The sequence below is a fragment of the Oceanobacter sp. 1_MG-2023 genome (assembly GCF_030689025.1).
Classification (GTDB): domain Bacteria; phylum Pseudomonadota; class Gammaproteobacteria; order Pseudomonadales; family Oceanobacteraceae; genus Oceanobacter.
In genome coordinates this window covers 19,760-40,966 of sequence record NZ_JAUYWA010000029.1, presented here as the reverse complement: position 1 = coordinate 40,966, position 21,207 = coordinate 19,760, and the positions used below count along the sequence as shown (strand labels likewise).

Sequence of the window (21,207 nt, the reverse complement as noted above, 5' to 3'; positions counted from 1 at the left end):
ATGGAGCGGGAAACGAGATTCGAACTCGCGACCCCGACCTTGGCAAGGTCGTGCTCTACCAACTGAGCTATTCCCGCCTGTACCACTACTTGATCTACCAAAATGCACATCAAGAATATGGCATCCCCAAGGGGATTCGAACCCCTGTTGCCGCCGTGAAAGGGCAGTGTCCTAGGCCTCTAGACGATGGGGACGTCTCTGAAGTGGTGCGCATTTTACTTACCTTATTTTTTAATGCAAGCCCCTATCGAAAACAATTAGGCGAGACAGGTAGCTGCCAAGCTCATTGATGAGCCATAGAAACATACTTACACCACATCTACGCGGAGTTATAATGCCTTGACAATAACGGCGAGAAGCTTTGGTTGATGTTACTGGTATTTTTCAACATAATTGCAGGTAACAGCGCTCTGGGTAACATACAACTCATCATACTCACCTTGAACACACTAGCAGGGCCCTTCTGAACACGTTGCCACTACCTACCGAAGCCTGCACCAACTCTGCATCGGAAGATGCTGAGCAGGCAGCCTTCAGGAAAGGAGTCACTCCCCAGCCCTGACAGGAGTAAATTTGGAAGTCATTTCATGCCTTAAAGAACGGCTACAAACAAAACTGGCACGCTTCAACCGACTCAGTATGTCAATACAAACCATGGAAATTCTGAATTACAGTTCGACTGCTCTACCAAACACCAATCCTTCTATATACCATAGAAATATTTTAGCTTTAATGCAGTGAATTAAATGGAAATTGCCAAGCAGAAAGAAACCATTCTTTATGTAAGTTTTTCGAAAAGAGGTCAATATTACGCCAATGATGCCTCGGCTCGATATCGCTGCATCTATCAAGCCATGAAAAACTCGGCCAATGGCATTAAAAGTGACATAATTCATATGTCAGAAATAAAAAAAATCTCTCTGAAAAATTATTCAAAGATAATATTTCATCGCCCAAGAATATCAAGAAAACTGATTAAAGTTATAAAAAATATTTACAATCTTGGTATTACGGCAGAAGCTGATTTTGATGATCTATTATTTAGACCAGACTTGGCCTATTCCTCTCCAATGGTTCTCTGCAACAAAGAAAGCTTGGCGTCAGCAAAAAAGAATGCGCGGCGCTCCAAAGCTGCGCTACTGTTATTCCATCGTTGCCACATGTCAACTACAGAGCTCATCAAGGCAGCAAAAGAAATTCATCCACAATGCCTCTACTATTTCACACCAAACCAGATACCATCTTTCGAAAAACCGGTTCAAAACAATTCTATCAAAGACAGATTCAACAACAAAATAATTCGATATTTTCCAGGAACAGCTAACCATACCAGCAACTTCAAAGTAATAGAATCTGCTTTAGAAAACTGGATTAAAAAAAATTCAGATACAAAACTGCATATCATCGGAGATATTGGAATACCTCCAACATTAGAAAATCTAGACCGAGTATCTACAACTAAAAAACTACCTTATAACGAGCTAAGCCAGTATATTGACAGCAGCTGGATAACCATTGCTCCATTATTAAAAAACCCGTTTAACAACTGCAAAAGTGCCCTGAAATTCTGGGAGAGCGCAGCCCTTGGAGTACCAGTCGTAGCCTCCCAAAATCCAGATTTTGACAGATATTTTTGCGATGGATTAAAACTATTCAACAGTCAGGACGAATTTGAATTGGCACTAAAGACCCTCAGCAGCAAAAAACAATATCACCAAGCATCTCTGAGCGCATTACAGACCTCTGAAAATGCGTATTTCTATTGTCCTGACGATATAGTCAAAAAATTTGACAGCGACACCTCTATTCGCAGCTTCAACAAGTTAAACACCAGAAAAGAAAACCACCATCGCTATAAAAAACAACAAAAAAAATTCAAAAAACTTATTCGATCACCAAAACAGTTTTTCAAAGATTCAACTCTGAATCCGTTCAGAAGTTCCAGAAGAAAATCCGCAACTTGAGCTGTCAGAATAAGCTGATATTAAACCCAAACAAAGAAAGAAAAACAACTGTAACAGTAGCGGCCTAATTAATGATTTATCGGACAAGCATATTGAAAATACTGCGATCATCTACAACAAAATAACATCTACTTATACCAAAAAATGAAAAACCGGCCATAGCCGGTTTTCTTCAGGTAAATCTGTGATTTTACTAGCAATTGATTTTTAAACTTAAAAAACAATTAAAACACCCACTTATTATCTTCAAAATCACAATTCATCCGCCCCAAACATAAAAATCAGTTCCTTTTACCCTAACCGTAAAACTATCCAGATCAGTATCTTTTGGTACTGGATATTTAAATCCTGACATCATTATATCTGTCATGTTTTTTTCTACGAGATCTGGGCGTTTTATATTTAGATTACATTCTTCTTCTTCGTCATTATAAGCTATCACAAGCACTATGTCGGCCATTGAATCAGAAATCACCCAACCCGCAATATTTTCAGCGGATTTATCAATAGCAAACTGAATATACGAGTAATAATGAGTTTTCTCTGCCAATTCTTTAATCAGAAAAGATATCCCAGTACGAATAGATAAAGAGTGTTTAAACAGATCAAATGATATGGCCTGATTCAAATCATGCTCTTTAAAATATGCCAATCCTTTCTCTCGAGTCGCTGAGCCTGCACCGGATCCTTTTCGACTTTTCTTATCGAAGTGTTCTTTATACGATTTAACAACAAAGTGAGCGACGTAAAGTTTTTTATTATTAATATTTACCGTAAATGGAGATGGTTGATCAATCACATTAGCAGATCGTTCTAACATTGCTGATGAAAAAACTGCACGTTCAATGTTCTCATTATAAAAAGAGCCCGATGTAATAGCACAATGATGTATCCGCATATCACCAATAAGGTCACATTTAACCAGTGTTTTTATATGAGAATTCCGAGGCTCATTAACCCTGGAGCAGCGACTGAACCTTTCAACAACTAGCCCTTGCCCAGGCAATTTTCGACCAGATGATCCAAATATTCTCCAATTTAATACAAACCCAGCGAAATCATCATTATTTTCCGCTCGTTTTATCCAGTCTTTTAAACCCTTACCAGTTTCATTAACCAAAAACTCATCGGCATCCAGAAACAAAAAGTAATCATAGTCTTTTGAATACTCTTTTATAATTCTGTCATATGCTGGTTTTTGAACACCAATTTCTTGAGAAACACGCGGATGATGGATACGATGTATAATCCCTGCCTGATCCAATGCTTCCAGCAACTCGCTGCTACCATCATCACTGACATTATCAGCAATAAAAAAATCATCTACACCGAGCACATAGCGATGATACGCAATCCACTCTAGTATATATTCTGCTTCATTTTTAAGAATTGAAACTATTGCAACCTTCATCTATCACGCCCCTAGCAAAGATATATCGGTATAATCGAATCGGCAACCATAAAGGGACTTTTCACCAATCAATGAAAGATTATTATTATAAAATTCATCTGTTTTAAGACGGTCTCCCCATTTATTCTGCATAAACTCAACCTCACTGGCAAAACGCTGCTGTTTCTCCGGAGTATCTTCGTATCCCCGACTCAAAGACTCATGATGATACAAAAGTACATGGGGAGTCCAGATATTTCGGTAACCGGAAAAATGCACTTTGACGCAAAAGTCTACATCATTGAAGGCGACAGCAAGATGATCCTCATCAAACCCTTCCACCTCATCAAAAACGGTTTTTTTCACCGCAAGACATGCAGCCGTCACCGCGCTGGTCTGCCGAACGACTGCTAACTGTGCATCTTCACCCGGAGAATCCTGGGGTAGCAGCTTGAATTGATGCCCTGCAACACCTCCTGATCCCAAAAGAATGCCAGCATGCTGAATCAGCCCATTGCTGTACAGTAACTTTCCGCCCACGCAACCCACCCCGGGACGCATGGCATGGGCAACAAGCTCTTCAAGCCAGGCACCGTCAATCACCTCTACATCATTATTCAACAGAACAACAACGTCACCCTGAGCATATCGAACGGCATAATTATTAATCGCAGAATAGTTAAATGGGTGAGGATACTCCAGCAGTCTCACCATTCCTTTTGAATCAAGTTCTTTGAAATACGCAATATCCTTTGGATCATCAGAATTATTATCGACAAGGATTATTTCAAAATTCTTATGCGTTGTTTTCTCATATATAGACTCAACTGCACAACGAACCAGATCGCCACCATTTTTTGTTGGCATTATAATAGATACCTTGATATCGGGGCGCCTTTTCCATATCACCCGATATGTATTTGGAACATCACCAGGTTCCACGCTATCAACCAAAGTATTACTGGAAAGTACATCCGATACCGCTTTCAAACCAGATACAGCAGTATAACTTTTCTGATCGGATGCCAAGGCTGTAGAGCCTTCAACCATACGCCAATGATATAAAATAAATGGAATATGAATAACACCTTTCCGATTCCAGTTAATGGCATCAAGGCACCGCAAAACAAGATCGTGATCCTGACTCCCTTCAACTCCTTTTCTAAGCCCTCCAACACGACGCACCAAATCCGTTCGAATCACAGACATATGCGACATATAATTTTGAGCCAATATTCGCTCAGGATCAAAACCAGACTTGAAATGGGGATCTATTCGACGCCCCAAAGCGTCTATTTTATCTTCGTCCGAATAAAAAATATCCGCCTCAGGATTCCTGACAATTTCATCTGCGACAACCTCCAGAGCATACGGCGATAATTCATCATCATGATCCATAAATACAATATAATCACCTGTTGCCAATGCTAGTGCATCATTGGTTGCGACAGAGATATGACCATTTTGCTCCCGAAAAACGACTTTGACCCGATTATCTTGGCTTTGAAGGTCAACCATCATTTCCTTCAACTCATCCAAACCAGAGCAATCATCTGCCAAACACAGCTCCAATTTCTGATAGCTCTGCGATAGCACCGATTGCACACATCGACGAAATAATTCCAGGTCCGGTTTATACACCGGAATCACCACAGACAACATTGGCATATCAGTATCTGATGCCAGCGTATTACATTGCTCCAATCGTTTTTGAACGAGTCCACCCTCTACCAGGGCCATCCACTCTGAATACCCGGAAAATTTGAATTTAAATATTTCATTATATTCTGACATGCCACCCGACAATTTTCTGGATGCCAATTTTTTGTCAATCAAGCGCTTGGCATTAGAAGAGCTTAGCTTCACCATAGAGAAGTGCTCAATATCGAAATTGCACTGACAGCTCATAGGATCAAATCTTACCCGTGAGCCTTTGGGAAAATAGGCAACGCGTTTGACAAGTTTTCCTGTCATGTAAATCAAGTTATAGCTGTTCTCTTCCGAACAACCATCTCCGACATCGTAATAGAATTTCGACTCTTGAGCAGGAATATCTGAGTTAATGCATAATTCTATCATGTACCAACCACTTAAAAGTTTCGGCAAATAGAATTGAGGATCCGATCCAGTAGCTGTGTAATGGCCAACATCTCGCTCTGCCAGATCTCCACCCATCTCCATGGAAAATCTGAAATCTATTTCAAAAAACTTCTTTCTAATTCCTTTCAACATAAAACCAATCCCTTTACAAGGCAAGTGCGACAGCCGCAGACACTGCAATTTGATATATAACCTGACTTATATCCTTGGTCAGCTGCAGAGCCTTAAGCTTGGGCTTGGCAAGAACAAATATTTCATCACCGGGCCGGACTAGTTTTCTATCACCCAAATCAGATGACGCTTGAACAAAGGTACCATTACTTTTCATAATTAAAACATTTAGTCCTGATAATTTACTCATTGCGCCACCAGCCTGATCTACATAATTTTTAACATTCATTTTCGGCTGGTAAGAAACAGCAGTAGGAAACAGAACCTCCCCATGAATCATGACGAGGTTTCTTTTAATTGGCACAACAACTTTATCACCCTGGTCAAGCACAATTTGAGCTGGATCATACCCGTCAAGCAATACAACCTGTCCTTTCGGCTGTATTTTTTTTGCCCGCTCAACCCATTGCAAAACTGTCTCTGCTTCCGCTTTTCTAAGTTCTGCGGTTTCTTTTGTTGCCGATCTGGCGGTCAACACACTTTGCTCAAGAGCAGATAGCGATGCCATCAGCATTTCTTTCTGACGATTGGCCACAGATTTCCGATAAAGCTGAAGGGAATTACGATCAGACAGAGTCGAAAATTCAATTCTATTAATAAGGTCATCCAAGGTACTGCCCCATGGGAGCACCATTTCTGTAGAAGAGTTGTGCTCACCGAGCACCTCAACACTGATACTCTTAGGCCGCAATTGAGATGATATTTTCACGGTTGAACCAGCTTTGACAACCACATCATTTATATCATCAAGAGAATACTGATAGGCATTGATATCCGTCCCACTTGGCTCAAGCAGAGTAACGTGTGTCGCTGACTCGTTTAACGCTACATAATCTATAATTGTTGTTAACAGCTCCCTGTCATCCCTCAATTCAAACTTGCCATTAAACCCGGCTCCACCTTCAACTTCTATATAACCAGAACGAGAGCCAACTAAAATCAAATCTCCGTTCTGAAGTTGAACATCGGGCATTTCCCCTCTTTTCAAAAACCGATACAGGTCTATTCTGGAAACTTCATCCCCCTGACGAATAACCCGTACGTTTCTATAACCACCAAGATCTCTTTTAATCCCGCCTGCGGCGTCAATATATCGTAGAATGCTATCGGCACTTTGCCCTTCATATACACCTGGTTTCTCTACCATTCCGGACACAAATACTTTCACCGTTTGGCTACCCATCAAGGTAACATAGGCATCGACATTAGACTTGAAAACGCGCTTTATCGACTTGAGAACGACCTCGTTAAGTGATTTATTCTCTACTCCCTGAACATTAATAGGACCAACTCTGGGAATAAATATATTTCCTCTCGGGTCAACAATAACTTCCCCTTGAAAGTCAACTCCTCCCCAAATTTGGACTAACAAAGTATCACCCTGGCTCACCTTGTAAACCGGGTTAAGCCCATTAAAAGAAGTCTCACCAAACCCTCCCTCAAATAGCCAATCAGCGTAAAGCGGTGCAGAGGGAGTGGCATCCAATTGCATACTGGATTCAGAATCATCTACCCCTTGGGATACTTCAAGAGCATTAACGACCACCCCGAAAAACAACAGCATTGAAGCCAACAGAAAATTCATCATTTATTCCTTATGCTCCCTGATAATAGCCACCAAAAGAGAAATCAGACCAAATATTAATATTAGAATAAGTAACCATGTCACCAACTTATGAAGCTTATTAGGATATTTCGGCTCATCCGTCACACTAGGATTTTCTACAATAAGCAGATGCTTTAATTTTTGAACAGCCTGACTCCTGACAGAATCCAGACTGACTAGCGCCGAGCGATATAAATCAGATGTCATTTCTACCGACATCGAAAGCTCCTGATACTCAACAGTAAGGCGATTCAAGCCATTATTATCTGAATCAGTCACTTTCTTTTTCTCCTCTTCTAACTGACGATTCAAAGCTGAAAGAAGATTTTTCTGTGCCAATACCTCGGTTGTATTATCATGCATAACAGCCTGAAGCTCTTTAAGCTTGGCCTTCTGTTTGATAATCGAGATTTGAAGCTCGTTTATACCAGTTACGATACCCCCACCTTCCTCTTGAGGACTCAACAGTTTATTAGTTTCCTGAAAAACAATCAGCTTTGTCTGCCATTCAGATAGCAGACCATGAGCGCGAACAACCTCTTCTCTGGCATACTCAACTTGTTCTTTGAACATTTTATCGCCAATATTATTGATAAACACTTCACTGAGATCAATTATTTTATCGGCAACCAATTTCGCATATTCCGGATCAAAAGCCTGAACTTCAACCGTTAATATACCCGACACTTCGTCATGGGAGATGAGAATATGTTTCTTATAATACTCATAATATTGCTCTATCGTAGAATCGATTGGCAGTTTACTGAAAAAATCTATATTTTCATTCTGGTAGTGAGCTCTCAAGCCCACTTCTGAATCCAGTTTCAGAGCCAAATTTCTTGAGCTAATATAGGCTTTGACAAGCAGTGCGTCATTGGTACCTGAACCAAATCCAGCAAAAATTGACAGACCACTCACACTGGATTGAGAACCCGATTCTTTAACCACGAATTGAGATTCTGAAATAAACCTTGGAGAAGAAAAGGCCAAGTAATATATCGCAATCAAGGAATACAAAACAAAGAATGCAATAAAAAACATATTCTTTTTAAAGAATACCCCCATCCAATTGCTTGCATTTTTCTTGTTTGCATCTTCTTTGATCACATCTGCCTTAACATTATCCTCACGCACTTTTTCATCATCGGCAGGGTCTTTAAAAACATTAAATTCTGGGTGTACAAAACGTTCCCGGATCAGCTTGGCACGCTCATACTGATTTTGTTTATGTGTTCTATTTTGCTTCATAATAGCAATCCACCCACCTCATTATGAAGCATTTCCATAATAACTAATTGCATCATCAATATTTTCAAAATATTTAAGCCCACCATTATGTATAACCAACCCGGCACTACAAAAGTTCTTAAGCTGGCTAATAGAATGATTAACCATAACAATACGAGTTGAAGCAAATCGTTTTTTAAGCAAAGTCGCTGCTTTATTTTTAAATTTCGCATCCCCAACTGCGGTTATTTCATCAATCAGGAGTACATCAAAATCAAAATCTAAAGCTATAGTTATTCCCAACAAGACCCGAGATCGCATACCAGACGAATAACTTTTCATTGGCTCATCAAAGTATGATCCAATTTCAGCAAACTCCTCTACCTTGGCTTCCATTTGACAGGTATTTTTAATACCATGAATACGGGCAACAAAACGAGCGTTTTCTCTACCAGTCATGCTACCTTGAATCCCCCCCTGAAGACCAAGAGGCCATGAAATCCTTAAATCAGAGATAATATTTCCAGAACTTGGATACTCAGACCCACCCAGCATTCTAATAAATGTGGATTTACCTGCGCCATTCCTGCCAAGAACACCAATATTCTTATCCATTGGTATTTGGAAATCAATATTTTTGAAAATATAATGACGTCCAGACTTTGTTGGATACCATTTTGATATATTTTCAAGCCTTATCATGATGAAACCAACTTCGTTCTATAAGAAACAAAAAGAAGCATCCCAATAAAATCAGCAATAATTACAACTTTCACAACAAATTCCAATGAGGAGAATCCAGGATCATATCCATAAAAATAAGATTCTCGAATCAATTCAAGACAATGAAATGCTGGATTCCAGTCAAGTAACCCCCAGTATTGAGTCGGGACCATAGAGGCACTAAAAAACACACCAGAAACAATCATCATTGGTGTCATTATAACGCCTACAACTTTAGACATATCTGGAAAATATTCAAATAAAACACATAAAATAAGAGCAATTCCGACCGCCAGGGCCATCAATAAAAATATTGCCAGCAAAACCCCAGGGAGAGATACGGGTGTAACCTTGTACCCCAAAAACCAGTACATTGAAAACATGAGTGTTACAAAAACAATTGCCATCGTCGCCAACTCGATAAGTAAGCGTGTAATAATTGGGTCAATAGGCTCGACTTGCCGGTATGCCATAAGGCCTTTATTGGACAGAACGGCATTACTTAATTGAGAAATAAGTTTGGTGAACAATTTAAAAGGAACCAGACCTACAAGCATTAAAACCGGAATCTCTACGCCTGACAGACTGGTACGCCCCATTAGAGAAAAGATAGTCGTCAACACAGCCGCCTGCCCTGCCGGCTCAGCAATGGCCCAGAAATAACCCAAACGACTTCCACCGAAACGAGTACGTAATTCCCGGATAAAAAGCGCGTACACCGTATCTCTCATAATCTGCAACGATGATCGTGTTGGTCGGCGTTCAATCACAGATTTTTTCAACCTTTATTGGATCTCTTGGCATCAAGCAGGTTTCAAAGCACAAATTCTTTCAATTTACAAACCATAATCAGTATCCGCTTTGAAAATAATTGTCGCTGAGTATACACAAAAATTTCCTGCCAAAAAGTGTCAAGTAATATCAATTACTACAATTAGGTAGCCTGATTCACAGTATGGAATACAAGAGAAGCTGAGTTTATACAGAACCTCAGTCCGGTGGGGGCTGGGCCATCATCAAACACATGCCCGAGATGTGCATCACAGGTTGCACAAAGCACTTCCGTTCGCACCATACCATGAGATCGGTCGGTACGCTTGTCCACAGCACCGTCCAGCTCCTGATAAAAGCTGGGCCAGCCGCACCCGGCATCGAACTTGGTATCGGACACAAATAACGGCTCACCACAACAAGTGCAACAGTACACCCCCAGGTCTTCTGTTTTATAGTACTGGCCAGTAAAAGGCCGCTCGGTTCCAGCTTCCCGAGTGACAAAGTAGGTATGAGGATCAAGTAAAGCTCGCCATTCCTCTGCGCTGCGCTCTACTCTGCGGCCGCTTCGCTCTTTTTGGGTGTTATCGGTCTTGCTGGTCATCGCTCATTTCCTCTTACTTGTTACGCCACAGGTGACATCAAACCTTACCTTTCCGGCAGACAATATCATCCTTCCAGATTTCTGGTCGATCCATTGCCATTACAGCAACCATCCCCTCTCAGGGACTTTAAGCTTTACGATCTCGGGAGTATCATTTCTGCCCTGCCGATCAGGCGTTACACGACGACATCGGCTGATTCCCTACTTTTTATTCGGTTGCACTGTAGCTTCTATACACCTACAGAACCCGATTCATACACAGGCCCCCTTTAATGCAGGAAGTTCGCAAGTCCAACAAGCTAGCCAATGTTTTTTACGACCTCAGAGGCCCGGTTCTTCAGGCCGCCAAACGGATGGAAGAAGAAGGTCACCGCATCCTCAAGTTAAATATAGGCAACCCTAAACCGTTTGGTCTCGATGCCCCCGAAGAAATCATCCAGGATGTTATTCATAACCTGCCTGATTCCGAGGGTTACGCCGACTCCAAGGGACTTTTTTCTGCTCGCAAAGCCATCATGCAATACGCCCAGCAGAAAAACATTGCTAACGTTGGTTTGGAAGACATTATCGTTGGTAATGGCGTCAGTGAGCTGATTGTCGCCTCAATGCAAGGCTTGTTGAACAACGGTGATGAAGTGCTGGTTCCCGCTCCGGATTACCCGTTATGGACGGGTGCAGTTGCCCTCGCCGGAGGACGGGCCGTCCATTACATCTGTGACGAGCAATCGGAGTGGTATCCCGATCTCGACGACATACGTGCCAAAATCACAGACCGTACCCGCGCCATGGTGCTGATCAACCCCAACAATCCAACGGGGGCGGTGTACCCGACCGAGTTGCTGCTGGGTATGCTGGAGATCGCCAGAGAGCATGGGCTGATCGTATTTTCAGATGAAATCTACGACAAAATCCTTTTCGATGGCGTCACTCACACGTCAACAGCCTCCCTGGCGGATGACTTGTTGATTATCACGTTTAACGGTTTATCCAAAAACTACCGCCTGGCGGGTTTTCGTTCCGGCTGGATGATTATCAGTGGTGCCAGACACAAAGCCAGAGATTATATCGAAGGCTTGGAAATGCTGGCTTCAATGAGGCTATGCGCCAATGTACCTGCCATGTACGCAATCCAGACTGCGCTGGGAGGTTATCAAAGTATCGACGACCTCGTAGCAAAGGGCGGCCGGATTTGCCAACAACGGGACATTGCCTGGGAAACGCTCAATAATATTCCCGGGGTCAGCTGCGTCAAACCCAAAGGAGCCTTGTATTGCTTTCCCAAAGTAGATAAGGATAGATTCAACATTCTGGATGATGAGCGCATGGTGCTGGACTTGCTGGAACAGCAAAAAATCCTGGTCGTGCATGGCACTGCCTTTAACTGGAAGTCGCCCGATCATTTTCGTGTGGTATTTTTACCAAGACCAGAGGATCTGTCACTGGCAATGAGCCGGATTGATCAATTTTTCCGGGGTTATACCCCTGTCTGAAATCATTATTTGACCCATTGGAATCGGCCATGCTTGACGTTCATATCGACGATTTTTTCAAGGACTGCGCAACCATCCTGCTGATAGGCTTCAAGCATTTCCCCCGGCCCCATACCCTCTTTGTTGAGGATATTTCCGGGCCGGACCAGATGGACGATTTTGGCCTGCACAGCAATCGCCATCTGTCGGCCATGGGCACTTTGAGCTGGTTAAAAGAGGAAGGCTACATACGTTTCAGCGGCCAGGATCGGCAAGAATCCATCGATGACTTTGTCTTGACCAGCAAGGCGCTGATGCGACTGCTGTCCCCATCCAAAAGCACCTCTCCAAGCGCTGACAATACAACAGCAGAAACACCAACACCGGTGATACAAGTATTGGAATTTGCTCGCTTGCAGAATGACACGACCTGGATCAGCCAGATCATTCAGACCAACCTGATCACTCCCTGATCCAGCAATAGCCACCCTGTGGTGTTATTTGGTCCGGACGGCAAACCCGGCTGATGCCAGCAGTTGCTGCAAATCAACACACTTGGCTGGCACGCCAACCTTCATGGTAGGTATATCACGACGCAACGGATAATCCCGGCGCAAGCGATCAAACGTCTGCTTTACATTCTCCGCCCGCGACATGGCCGAGCGCATTTTGCCGTCGTCAACCCGTATTTCATAGGATGCACGAATGGCAGTCCGTAACGCCTGGTTTAACGGCACCTGATCAGAAAAATTGACGCGCCGAATACCCGGTTCTGGTAAAAACTGTGCCAGCTTGCGCCGTATTGGCAACCCGAGAAAATCACATACAGCCTGATAGATCATTTCCGTACCACGCATTTTTCCATCCAGGGAATAACCAGCAATATGCGGTGTCGCCAACATGCACCGATGCATCAAGGCAATATCCAGATCGGGCTCTTTTTCCCACACATCCAGAATCGCTTCAAAATCACCATGCGCCCGGAGGTGTGCCAATAGTTCCGTATTGTTAACTACTGCCCCCCGACTACTGTTGATCAGACAGGCATCCGGCTTCATCTGATCCAGCTGTTCAGCCCCAATCAGGTGATAAGTAGGAAATTCGCCATCGCGGACCAACGGCGTATGCAAGCTGACAATGTCAGCCTGCAATACTTCCTCCAGTGACGACAGTGGCCCGACGTCGGCTGCCTCCTTGAATGGATCGGTTGCAACCACGGTGACACCCATTTCCTCAAGTCGTCGGCGCAGGCACAAGCCAACATTACCAACACCAATAATGCCCACTGAAAGATCGGCAAAGACGATGCCACGCACATCCACCAGCACACTGATAGCACTCAAGACATAATCCACTACCGCTTGTGCATTACAGCCAGGCGCACTGGCAAAACCGATGTTTTCCTGCTGTAAATAATCAAGATCAACATGATCTGTACCAATGGTGGCGGTACCAACAAATTTGACCGAAGTCCCTGCCAACAAGGCTTTGTTGACCCGGGTCACCGACCGTACCAGCAAAATATCGATATCCAGTAATTGGTCTGATGTCAGGTTGCGGCCATCAAGGCGCCGAATCTCACCAAATTCAGAAAAAAAAGAATCGACAAGAGGGATGTTTTCGTCAGCGGCTATTCGCACAAGGGTATTATCCAATTGAGGTACAGACAAACATTCTGTCAAGCCACACCCGTCATTACAATGGTCACCGGGTCCGACCAAAGAACAAGCTGGCAGTCTCACCGGAGTGTATTGCGAATAACAATCATCCCGGCGCAGCCCATTTCCCCGGTGAATAATCGTTATCGGTAAGAACCCTGACATCAAAAGCAATTACGACTATTGGATTCCTTAACCGAAAGGCTGTAATCGAGTATACTGCCGCCCCTGAATTCCCAATGGAACAACACAATCTGAAGGTTGCCGGCACCCTCACAAGGGGAACCCGGGTGAATCTGAAGATTCATAGAGATGAGGAAAACACCGTGTTAGAAGCTTATCGTGCTCACGTTGCTGAGAGAGCAGAGCAAGGCATCCCACCCAAAGCGCTGGATGCTGAACAGACCGCCGCTCTGGTCGACCTGCTGAAATCGCCACCTGCTGGCGAAGAAGAAACTCTGGTTGATCTGCTGGAAAACCGCATTCCACCCGGTGTTGATGAAGCCGCTTATGTTAAAGCCGGTTTCCTGAGCGCCATTGCCAAAGGTGATGCGACCTCTCCTCTGGTTTCCAAAGAGAAGGCCGTCCAATTACTTGGCATGATGCAAGGCGGTTACAACATCGCCACTCTGGTGGAACTGCTGGACGACGCTGACCTGGCTGAACTGGCCGGAAAAGAGCTGAAATCCACCCTGCTGATGTTTGATGCCTTTAACGACGTCAAAGACAAAATGGACGCTGGCAACGCCGTTGCCAAATCCATTATGGAATCCTGGGCCAACGCCGAATGGTTCACCCAAAAAGATAAAGTCGCCGAAAGCATCAAGATGACCGTATTCAAGGTCACTGGCGAAACCAACACCGATGACCTGTCTCCAGCTCCAGATGCATGGTCCCGCCCTGATATTCCTCTGCATGCGCGCGCAGCCTATAAAATGACTCGCGACGGTTTGACACCTGAAGAACACGGCGTCACCGGCCCAATGAGCCAAATCGAGGAAATCAAGGCCAAAGGCCTGCCAGTTGCTTTTGTTGGTGACGTTGTGGGTACTGGTTCTTCCCGTAAATCCGCCACCAACTCCGTACTGTGGTTCTTTGGTGATGACCTGCCTGGCGTTCCCAACAAACGCGGTGGTGGTGTGTGTATCGGTTCCAAAGTAGCACCTATCTTCTTCAACACCATGGAAGATGCCGGCGCGCTGGTCTTCGAAGCACCTGTTGACAATATGAACATGGGCGACGTGATTGATATCCGTCCATACGAAGGCAAAATCCTGAACGAAGCCGGAGAAGTCATCTCTGAATTCAAATTCAAGTCAGATGTTATTCTGGATGAAGTTCAGGCCGGTGGCCGTATTCCACTGATCATTGGTCGTGGTCTGACTACCAAAGCACGCGAAGCACTGGGTTTGGGCGCGACTGACCTGTTCCGTCTGCCAGTTGATCCTGTCGATTCCGGCAAAGGCTTCTCTCTGGCCCAGAAAATGGTTGGTAAAGCCTGTGGTCTGGAAGAAGGCCAGGGTGTACGCCCAGGCACTTACTGCGAACCCAAAATGACTACTGTCGGTTCTCAGGACACTACCGGTCCAATGACCCGTGATGAACTGAAAGATCTGGCTTGTCTTGGTTTCTCTGCCGACCTGGTAATGCAATCCTTCTGTCACACAGCGGCCTATCCAAAACCGATTGACGTTGCCATGCAGCACAGCCTGCCTGACTTCATCATGACCCGTGGTGGCGTTTCACTGCGTCCTGGCGACGGTATCATCCACTCCTGGCTGAACCGTATGTTGCTGCCAGATACCGTTGGTACCGGTGGTGACTCACACACCCGTTTCCCAATGGGTATCTCTTTCCCTGCCGGTTCCGGTCTGGTGGCTTTCGCCGCAGCAACCGGTGTGATGCCTCTGGATATGCCTGAGTCCATCCTGGTTCGTTTCAGCGGCACCATGCAACCAGGCATTACCCTGCGTGATCTGGTACACGCCATTCCGCTGTACGGTATCAAGCAAGGCATCCTGACGGTTGAGAAGAAAGGCAAGATCAACGAATTCTCTGGTCGCGTACTGGAAATCGAAGGTCTGGATCAGCTGACCGTTGAACAGGCATTTGAGCTGTCCGACGCCTCTGCTGAACGCTCCGCTGCAGGTTGTACTGTAACCCTGTCTGAAGAGTCCGTTGCTGAATACCTGAAATCCAACATCGTTATGTTGCGCTGGATGATTTCTGAAGGTTATGGCGATCCACGCACTCTGGAACGTCGTGCCCAAGCCATGGAAGCATGGCTGGCAGATCCAAAACTGATGCGCGCAGACGCAGATGCCGAATACGCTCACATCGTTGAAATCAACCTTGACGAAATCAAAGAGCCTATCGTTTGCTGCCCGAACGATCCGGATGATGCCAAAACATTGTCTGACGTTGCTGGCGTCAAAGTCGACGAAGTATTCGTTGGTTCTTGTATGACCAACATCGGTCACTTCCGTGCCGCTGGTAAACTGCTGTCCCAGCACAAAGGGGGTTTGGCCACTCGCTTCTGGATGTCTCCACCGACCAAGATGGATGAAGCCCAGTTGATGGAAGAAGGCTACTTCAACATCTACGGTACTTCCGGTGTTCGTACTGAAATGCCAGGGTGTTCTCTGTGTATGGGTAACCAGGCACGGGTTCAAGCTGGCACCACCGTACTGTCTACCTCTACCCGTAACTTCCCGAACCGTCTGGGTGATGGCGCCAACGTCTACCTGACCTCAGCGGAACTGGCTTCCGTTGGTGCGATTCTGGGCAAACTGCCAACCACCGAAGAGTACATGGAATACGCCAACAAGCTGAACAGCATGTCGGCTGATATCTACAAGTACCTGAACTTCGACAAGATGGACGAGTACACCAAAAAAGCAGCCACCGCTGTTATCGCTTCTGACAAGTAATCCCGCCAACAGCACCGGCCTTTGCCGGTGCTGTTGACTCGATAAAAATCACAGGCAAATAAAAAACCCCGATACTGACTTCAGCATCGGGGTTTTTTATTGCTTGCCCACTGGCCCCTCAAGGGTAACGGAGCAATCCTGACCGCGCAGGGTTAATCAATATCCCGCACCGCACGAGCGACCGCGGTGTAGTCATACTCCCCTTTCGATACCGCTTCTTCACCGCCACTCTGGAAGTCAACCACCCGGGCCGTATCCGGTGATGAGACATAGGTGGTCGATGACCAGTACTTCACCACATAATTGTCCGTATCGATCCAGATAACCGCATCATTGATTGCAAAGCTCGAACAGTTACGCTCCACCAGCGTTCTGAGTTCATTGATGTTAGGCAAACGCCAGTCGCTATAGTCCCCCAGAACCAGCTCGGAGGCGTAATTCAACGCCAATGACCAGCTGAGGTAACCCTGTTCGTCTTCATCCTCACCAACACAATCGCCGTCCGTCCAGGTCATGTTCAAAGGACACATGGACCACATCAACCCGGCGTCGGCGTCGGTCACTGTGCCATCATCGTTATCCGTCAAATCTCCCAAAGACAGACACTCATTATCAGAATCAGCCACTGCCACTGAAGACAACAGCGCAGCTATAGCAAGACACCCTATATTTAATCGCACAAGCTATTCCTCTCCAACGACCAGACGAATCGATCGATAAATTCCGACCGAGGAACTTTCCATCGACGTCAATGTGACATCACCATCCGAGAAATCAACCACCCAGGCCTTGACGCCGTCATAGTTGATATCCGACGTCCAGTAGCCTTGTTTTGATACATAACGGGTATTAGGGAACAGGTCAGTATCAATCGTTGGCGAGGTTTCACCATGATGAACAATAGTCACCAGCTCATCCACCGTTGGCAAACGCCAATTGGAATAGCCACATAATTCCAGATCGTTTATATAGGCAATATAGTTCTGGGTATTACAATTCATGTCGATATAACACGCACTGGTATCTCCTTCCTCGCCCAGAGTGCCACTCACCAGGCTGTTATCCGTACTGTACCAGGTGAAGCGCTCATCAACACTTTGCGCAACATATTCGTCTTCCAGCTTGGATTCCCACAACAATCCGGTATTGACATCAAAAACACAGCGCCAGTCCTCGACACTTTCTCCAACAGCGTTGCCTTCACTGTCGATTTTCAGAAAATCAAAGCCCGCATCGCCATATCCGGTTTTGACCAGGTCATCATCCGCATCCCGGCCTTCGTCGCCATCCTGCTGAGGGAAATCATCAATCGGGCAAGAAGTACCGGCTTCAGATTCTTCATAGCAGGTCGTCAGACCGGTATCATTACGGTTTCCGGTTGCCCCCACCGTCACCGCGATCGTGGTGGATGCAATGACCTCGTCACTGGCACTGCTTTCATAATCATCCCGGGCGGCGGTGACCCGAAAATAATAGGTCAATAAATCATTGTCCGACTCCAGCAAAAAGCTGGTGGTCGTAATATCCATCTCCAGCGTACCACCCAGATAACTGCTGTAATTGGCGATATCATCCGACGGAATAGTCTCCCGGGCATAATAAACATTATAGGACTCCGCCGAATCCACCTCATCCCAAGTCAGGGTAATGCCGTCTTCATCCGACTCAGCCGCCAGATTATCCGGCGCAGCCAGATCCGGAAATATGGTAATCAGTACCTCGTCGGAAGACACCGCCCCCTGCTCATCGGTGACTTTCAATACCAGAGTCACAATACTGTCTTCGGTGACATCAGGGGCCACAAAAGTGGCCTCCGGATCTGTTTCATCGGATAGCGTAATATCGGTTCCGGTCGACTGAATCCACTCATAAGAGACAATATTACCGTCCTGGTCAGACGCCTCCCCTTCCAGATAAACGGTTTCTCCAACATTGACCTCCTGGTCCTTGCCAGCGTCTACCGTTGGTTCCAGGTTGCCCGTTTCATCATATTCAACCGCGACACTCAGGGTCATGGTATCGGTATCACTGGCACCGTCATCATCCGTCACCGTCAGACTGAAAATCATGTCTTCGGCCACCGTCAAATCCGGCAGCACCACTGACGTATTCGCTGAATTCGGGTTCACTATCTCGGCATCAGTACCACTGAGTTGAGCCCATTCATACAAGACCACAGTGCCGTCTTCATCGATACCCGAGCCAGGCAAGGAAACCGTAGCCCCCTCATAACTGGACTGGTCGCTGCCAGCATTGGCAACAGGCGCAATATTATCGCTGTCACTGTCCTCATCATCAGTGTCATCGTCGTCATCAGTGTCAGTATCGGTTTCCGAACTGTCATCACTATCACTGGTCGATTCCGGGCCGCTCTGTGAACCACAGCCGGCCATAACCCCCACCAGCATCAAGATCAGGATATATTTCACCATGCCGACTCCGGTACTAGCATTCATCATTTCAGCCGCCTGTCTGTCAGAAGGGTCTTCTTGGGTATCACATATAGATTAGAGGCCATCACATATCCCTCACCAGAATCAGGTAGCCATTAAGATACAAGGTATCCCGTACACGACCATTATAAAAATCCACCATCAAGGTTGTTGGCTGGTCACTGCTGTTGTTTCTGGCCGAAGCACTCCAGAAATAGCCACTGGTGATTTCCGGGAAATAATCGGTATCGATCGCCGGACTGACACACTGCCACTCCACCAGACTTTGCAACTCATTGATATTGGGGAGCCGCCAACTGTCATAACCCGCCAGAACCGCCTCATCTGCATAAAGGTAAGCTTCCGTCAGTGTCAAACCGGTGGCTGTACCGGAGCACTCGCCGTCATCCCAGGTCTGGCCATAAAGACAGCTAAACCACAACAAACCGTAAGTAGCGTCATAAACCGAGCCATCCTGCTGTATTTCAAAACGATCGTCACTGATGCTAGCCGCTACGGTATCAAGACATTGTTGTTCAGCAGTCACCAGAGCGCTGAACAGGGTTCCCGAGCCAAGGCACAACGACAGCGACAACCGCTTCAGCCAATATTTATTCATCTGAAGTACCATCACTCACCATAATCACACGGGCACTGGCCTGCTTGTCGTAAGAGGTGTCAGCCTTACCGTACAAATTGACCATCCAGGCCTGATCCGGGGAATCAGCGCGTGTGGTGGCAGTCCAATAGTAATAATCCAGAGCCAGCTTGCAGCCGCCACCATCATCCAGGCAAGCACCGGCAATATCGGCAACCGAGCGTAATTCTGCGACCACCGGCAAACGCCAGTCACTTGCACCACAGAGAGTCTGGAGATTCAGAGCAGCCGCATAAGCACTGGTATTGCACACACCGGAAACACATTCAGGGCCGTCTTCCAGCCCGGCATAACCGCCATTCAGTGTGTCATCGTCCTGGTACCAGCTGAACTGATGGACCGGATCACGCAAATTCGTGGTCGAACTTTTCAGCTCTATGGTCATGCCAGTGACATTGTCACGAATACATTCCGCCAGCTCACTGCCCGGAGACAGCTCACTGCCATCCTCATCCAGCAAAGTCCAGTCAAACCCTCCCAGACCAGTACCGGTTTTGGTCAGGCTACCGGCTTCTTCCTCTGCAGTGCGGCCATATTCGGCATCCTGCCCTGGCCGGTCATCAACCGGACAGCTGGCCCACTCCCCTTCGGTGTCCACACATTCAGTGACACTGGTATCATTCAATTCATCCGTGGCCGAAAAATCCTTGCCAATAACTCGCGCCACCTCCGCCGTGGGCTGGCTTTCTACTGCCAGCGTGTCACTGACATAGGAAGCCGTCAGCAAAAAATAGTATTGCTCACCGTTCGAGAGGTCCATCTGATAGCTGGTATCCGTGATATCCGTCTCGACCCCGGTACCGTCCAGCTCATCATAGTCATCCAGATCACTGAGATTCTGAAAAGTCTCCTGAGCGTAATACAGGGAGTAGCTTATCTCGCCATCGGCATCATCCGACAAACTGATGGCATCCCAGCCAAACACAACGCCAGCAGAATCCACGGGAGAACGCACCAGAAAATTATCGGGGGACTCAATCCCCTCAGCCACGGTCACTGTTACGGTTACACTGGAGCTGCCTCCTTCGTTGTCCGTTACCGTGATGCGGAACTCCAGCTCATAACCGCTCAGCCCTGCAGGGGCATCAAATTCAAGCGTATCGGTGGTTTCTCCTTCCAGCTCGACATCGTCACCCGAGACTTGCTCCCAGAGATAGGACTCAATAGTGCCATCGGAGTCACTGGCCACCACAGTCAGGGTTACACTTTCGCCACCCGCTACCGAGAGCTCAGACGTTACCGTAACAGAAGGGGCAATATTTGTGTCGTCACTGGAAGAAGCGCAACCGGAAAGAATATATAAGCAGCCAGACAGGCAAAGGGCACGCAATAACAAAGTTCACACCTGAAGTGTCGATGAATAATCAAATTATAGCGACAATAAAGCAGAATTCGACCAGACAAGCGATAGCCGACATAAATATACTGCCAGCCATCACCAGCCGATACGTCGTCGTGTCAGCATGACATACAAAAACGGGAGCCTGCATTCACAAGCAGGCTC

General features: G+C 46.1%; 16 protein-coding genes and 2 tRNA genes. 4 read left to right on the top strand and 14 right to left on the bottom strand.

Features of this window, described 5'->3' with window-relative positions; all coding sequences use genetic code 11:
- Nucleotide 1: 1 nt before the first annotated feature.
- Both Q8W22_RS15060 and Q8W22_RS15055 read right to left on the bottom strand, forming a co-directional pair.
- Nucleotides 2-77 (bottom strand) — tRNA-Gly (locus Q8W22_RS15060).
- A 41-nt stretch (nucleotides 78-118) separates the two neighbouring features.
- Nucleotides 119-194: transfer RNA gene (locus tag Q8W22_RS15055), tRNA-Glu, on the bottom strand.
- A gap of 552 nt (nucleotides 195-746) precedes the next feature.
- Between Q8W22_RS15055 and Q8W22_RS15050 the strand changes: the two genes are divergently transcribed.
- Nucleotides 747-1,964 carry a glycosyltransferase gene (locus tag Q8W22_RS15050; RefSeq protein ID WP_305452890.1) on the top strand — a complete coding sequence of 406 codons (1,218 nt, stop codon included), beginning with the start codon at nucleotides 747-749 and terminating at the stop codon, nucleotides 1,962-1,964.
- 259 nt (nucleotides 1,965-2,223) lie between these two features.
- Here the strand turns inward: Q8W22_RS15050 and Q8W22_RS15045 are convergent, their stop codons facing one another.
- The 7 genes from Q8W22_RS15045 to msrB all read right to left on the bottom strand — a co-directional run bounded on the left by Q8W22_RS15045 (nucleotide 2,224) and on the right by msrB (nucleotide 10,556).
- Nucleotides 2,224-3,375: a glycosyltransferase family 2 protein gene (locus tag Q8W22_RS15045; protein ID WP_303434426.1), complete on the bottom strand. Its 1,152-nt coding sequence runs from the start codon at nucleotides 3,373-3,375 to the stop codon at nucleotides 2,224-2,226.
- Nucleotides 3,376-3,378: 3 nt separating this feature from the next.
- Nucleotides 3,379-5,586, bottom strand: a complete 2,208-nt coding sequence (locus Q8W22_RS15040; RefSeq protein WP_305452889.1) for a glycosyltransferase family 2 protein — start codon at nucleotides 5,584-5,586, stop codon at nucleotides 3,379-3,381.
- 13 nt (nucleotides 5,587-5,599) lie between these two features.
- A complete protein-coding gene (locus Q8W22_RS15035) occupies nucleotides 5,600-7,210 on the bottom strand; it encodes a polysaccharide biosynthesis/export family protein (RefSeq protein ID WP_303434424.1) in 1,611 nt (536 codons plus the stop codon).
- Nucleotides 7,211-7,213: 3 nt separating this feature from the next.
- Nucleotides 7,214-8,479, bottom strand: coding sequence for a lipopolysaccharide biosynthesis protein (locus tag Q8W22_RS15030; protein WP_305452888.1), 1,266 nt, complete (start codon nucleotides 8,477-8,479; stop codon nucleotides 7,214-7,216).
- Between the two features lie 21 nt (nucleotides 8,480-8,500).
- Entirely contained in the window at nucleotides 8,501-9,160 is a 660-nt protein-coding gene (locus Q8W22_RS15025) for an ABC transporter ATP-binding protein (RefSeq protein ID WP_303434422.1), read from the bottom strand.
- Nucleotides 9,157-9,900, bottom strand: coding sequence for an ABC transporter permease (locus Q8W22_RS15020; RefSeq protein ID WP_305452887.1), 744 nt, complete (start codon nucleotides 9,898-9,900; stop codon nucleotides 9,157-9,159). The genes Q8W22_RS15025 and Q8W22_RS15020 overlap by 4 nt, the downstream gene beginning before the upstream one ends.
- Before the next feature lie 215 nt (nucleotides 9,901-10,115).
- Entirely contained in the window at nucleotides 10,116-10,556 is a 441-nt protein-coding gene (msrB, locus tag Q8W22_RS15015; protein WP_303434420.1) for a peptide-methionine (R)-S-oxide reductase MsrB, read from the bottom strand.
- A 272-nt stretch (nucleotides 10,557-10,828) separates the two neighbouring features.
- Between msrB and Q8W22_RS15010 the strand changes: the two genes are divergently transcribed.
- Both Q8W22_RS15010 and Q8W22_RS15005 read left to right on the top strand, forming a co-directional pair.
- Complete coding sequence (locus Q8W22_RS15010; RefSeq protein ID WP_303434419.1) at nucleotides 10,829-12,046, top strand: pyridoxal phosphate-dependent aminotransferase; 1,218 nt, start codon at nucleotides 10,829-10,831, stop codon at nucleotides 12,044-12,046.
- A 29-nt stretch (nucleotides 12,047-12,075) separates the two neighbouring features.
- A complete protein-coding gene (locus Q8W22_RS15005; protein ID WP_305452886.1) occupies nucleotides 12,076-12,498 on the top strand; it encodes a hypothetical protein in 423 nt (140 codons plus the stop codon).
- A gap of 24 nt (nucleotides 12,499-12,522) precedes the next feature.
- Here Q8W22_RS15005 and pdxB read toward each other — a convergent pair whose 3' ends face one another.
- Nucleotides 12,523-13,665: a 4-phosphoerythronate dehydrogenase PdxB gene (gene pdxB, locus Q8W22_RS15000; RefSeq protein WP_305452885.1), complete on the bottom strand. Its 1,143-nt coding sequence runs from the start codon at nucleotides 13,663-13,665 to the stop codon at nucleotides 12,523-12,525.
- Between the two features lie 344 nt (nucleotides 13,666-14,009).
- Here pdxB and acnB point away from each other — a divergent pair, with 344 nt between their 5' ends.
- Complete coding sequence (acnB, locus tag Q8W22_RS14995) at nucleotides 14,010-16,613, top strand: bifunctional aconitate hydratase 2/2-methylisocitrate dehydratase (protein ID WP_305413153.1); 2,604 nt, start codon at nucleotides 14,010-14,012, stop codon at nucleotides 16,611-16,613.
- A gap of 152 nt (nucleotides 16,614-16,765) precedes the next feature.
- On the opposite strand, the gene Q8W22_RS14990 is transcribed toward acnB, so the two are convergent.
- From Q8W22_RS14990 to Q8W22_RS14975, 4 genes are all read right to left on the bottom strand, one after another.
- Complete coding sequence (locus Q8W22_RS14990; RefSeq protein WP_305452884.1) at nucleotides 16,766-17,239, bottom strand: DUF1566 domain-containing protein; 474 nt, start codon at nucleotides 17,237-17,239, stop codon at nucleotides 16,766-16,768.
- A 57-nt stretch (nucleotides 17,240-17,296) separates the two neighbouring features.
- Nucleotides 17,297-19,045 carry a DUF1566 domain-containing protein gene (locus Q8W22_RS14985; protein ID WP_305452883.1) on the bottom strand — a complete coding sequence of 583 codons (1,749 nt, stop codon included), beginning with the start codon at nucleotides 19,043-19,045 and terminating at the stop codon, nucleotides 17,297-17,299.
- 85 nt (nucleotides 19,046-19,130) lie between these two features.
- Nucleotides 19,131-19,664, bottom strand: a complete 534-nt coding sequence (locus tag Q8W22_RS14980) for a DUF1566 domain-containing protein (RefSeq protein WP_303434413.1) — start codon at nucleotides 19,662-19,664, stop codon at nucleotides 19,131-19,133.
- On the bottom strand, nucleotides 19,657-21,039 hold the full coding sequence (locus Q8W22_RS14975; protein ID WP_305452882.1) for a DUF1566 domain-containing protein: 1,383 nt from the start codon (nucleotides 21,037-21,039) through the stop codon (nucleotides 19,657-19,659). Before Q8W22_RS14975 ends, Q8W22_RS14980 begins: the two co-directional genes overlap by 8 nt.
- Between the last annotated feature and the right edge of the window lie 168 nt (nucleotides 21,040-21,207).

Excerpts from the sequence above, each read along its gene's own strand:
- Q8W22_RS15050 (WP_305452890.1), top strand. The coding sequence starts at position 747 with ATGGAAATTGCCAAGCAGAAAGAAACCATTCTTTATGTAAGTTTTTCG.
- Q8W22_RS15045 (WP_303434426.1), bottom strand. The coding sequence starts at position 3,375 with ATGAAGGTTGCAATAGTTTCAATTCTTAAAAATGAAGCAGAATATATA.
- Q8W22_RS15040 (WP_305452889.1), bottom strand. The coding sequence starts at position 5,586 with ATGTTGAAAGGAATTAGAAAGAAGTTTTTTGAAATAGATTTCAGATTT.
- Q8W22_RS15035 (WP_303434424.1), bottom strand. The coding sequence starts at position 7,210 with ATGAATTTTCTGTTGGCTTCAATGCTGTTGTTTTTCGGGGTGGTCGTT.
- Q8W22_RS15030 (WP_305452888.1), bottom strand. The coding sequence starts at position 8,479 with ATGAAGCAAAATAGAACACATAAACAAAATCAGTATGAGCGTGCCAAG.
- Q8W22_RS15025 (WP_303434422.1), bottom strand. The coding sequence starts at position 9,160 with ATGATAAGGCTTGAAAATATATCAAAATGGTATCCAACAAAGTCTGGA.
- msrB (WP_303434420.1), bottom strand. The coding sequence starts at position 10,556 with ATGACCAGCAAGACCGATAACACCCAAAAAGAGCGAAGCGGCCGCAGA.
- Q8W22_RS15010 (WP_303434419.1), top strand. The coding sequence starts at position 10,829 with ATGCAGGAAGTTCGCAAGTCCAACAAGCTAGCCAATGTTTTTTACGAC.
- Q8W22_RS15005 (WP_305452886.1), top strand. The coding sequence starts at position 12,076 with ATGCTTGACGTTCATATCGACGATTTTTTCAAGGACTGCGCAACCATC.
- Q8W22_RS14985 (WP_305452883.1), bottom strand. The coding sequence starts at position 19,045 with ATGGTGAAATATATCCTGATCTTGATGCTGGTGGGGGTTATGGCCGGC.
- Q8W22_RS14980 (WP_303434413.1), bottom strand. The coding sequence starts at position 19,664 with ATGAATAAATATTGGCTGAAGCGGTTGTCGCTGTCGTTGTGCCTTGGC.